Consider the following 1,442-nt stretch of genomic DNA (forward strand, 5'->3'; position numbering starts at 1 on the left):
GCCGCCACCACATCCGACAGAGCCGGGGCGTCGAGCCAATAGCGGCTGCGCTGGAAGGCATACGTCGGCAGGTCGACATGGCGCGCACCCGTGCCAGCGAAGGCCCGGGCCCAGTCCACTTCCACGCCGTGGACCCACAGCTCACCCAGGGAGGTCAGGAAGCGGTCCAGACCGCCGTCCTCACGGCGCAGCGTGCCCGTCACGGCCGCCTCGTCGGCGGTGTCCTGGATACTCATCGCGAGCACCGGATGCGCCGACACCTCGACAAACGCCGCGTGGTCCTGGCCGGCGAGGGTGCGTACGGCCTCCTCGAAACGGACCGTGCGACGCAGGTTGCGATACCAATAGCCGGCATCCAGAGCCTGCGTGTCCAGCCAGTCGCCCTCCACCGTGGAGAAGAACGGAACGCTGGAGATCTGCGGACGGACCTCGGCCAAGACCCGGCCCAGCTCCTCCTCGATCCGCTCCACATGGGACGTGTGAGAGGCGTAATCCACCGGGATACGACGAGCCCGCACGCCGTCGGCCTCACAGCCGACGATCAGCTCATCCAGAGCAGCAGGCTCACCCGCCACCACGACCGAAGCCGGGCCATTGAGCGCCGCGATCTCGATACGACCGTCCCAGCCGGCGATCCGATCAGCCGCCTGCCCGGCGTCCAGAGCCAGGGACACCATGCCACCGTCACCGGCCAGCCCGGCCGCGATCGCCTTCGACCGCAACGCCACCACACGAGCACCATCACGCAGCGTCAGCCCACCCGCGACACACGCCGCCGCGATCTCACCCTGCGAATGACCCACCACACCAGCCGGCTCCACACCGTACGAACGCCACAGCGCCGCCAGGGACACCATCACCGCCCACGACAACGGCTGCACCACGTCCACCCGCTCCAACGACGGAGCATCCGCAGTCCCACGCAGGACCGCCTCGGCGTCCCAGTCCACGAACTCCGCAAGAGCCTCGGCACACTCAGCGAACCGCTCAGCGAACACCGGAGCGGAATCCAGCAGCTCCACGCCCATCCCGGCCCACTGCGCACCCTGACCCGGGAAGACGAACACCACCCGGCCACCAGAACCCGTCCCGGCGTTCACGTCACCAAGCCCGGCGAGGAGTTCACTCCGCTCACGGCCCACCACAACCGCCCGGTGCTCGAACCGCGCCCGGCCCGCCAGCGTGAAGCCCACATTCACCGGAGAGAACTCCGACTCCTCCCCAAGATGGGCAAGCAGCTTCGCCGCCTGCTCCCGCAGGGCACCGGCACTGCGCGCGGACAGCACCCACGGCACCGCCACCGGCTCCACCACAGCCGCCCGCTCAACCTCCGGCGCCTGCTCCAGGATCACGTGCGCGTTCGTACCGCTCACCCCGAAGGACGAGACACCAGCCCGACGCGGACGGTCGTCGGCCGACGGCCACTCCCGCGCCTCCGTCAA

1 protein-coding gene is annotated in these 1,442 nt (G+C 69.7%); it reads right to left on the reverse strand.

The annotated features are described in order from the left end of the window. Positions 1 to 1,442, reverse strand: a 1,442-nt coding sequence (locus ABZ078_RS44390; protein ID WP_356584394.1) for a type I polyketide synthase, incomplete at both ends; no start/stop codon positions are given.

Origin of the sequence: Streptomyces sp. NPDC006385, from assembly GCF_040612485.1 — a bacterium.
Classification (GTDB): Bacteria; Actinomycetota; Actinomycetes; order Streptomycetales; family Streptomycetaceae; genus Streptomyces.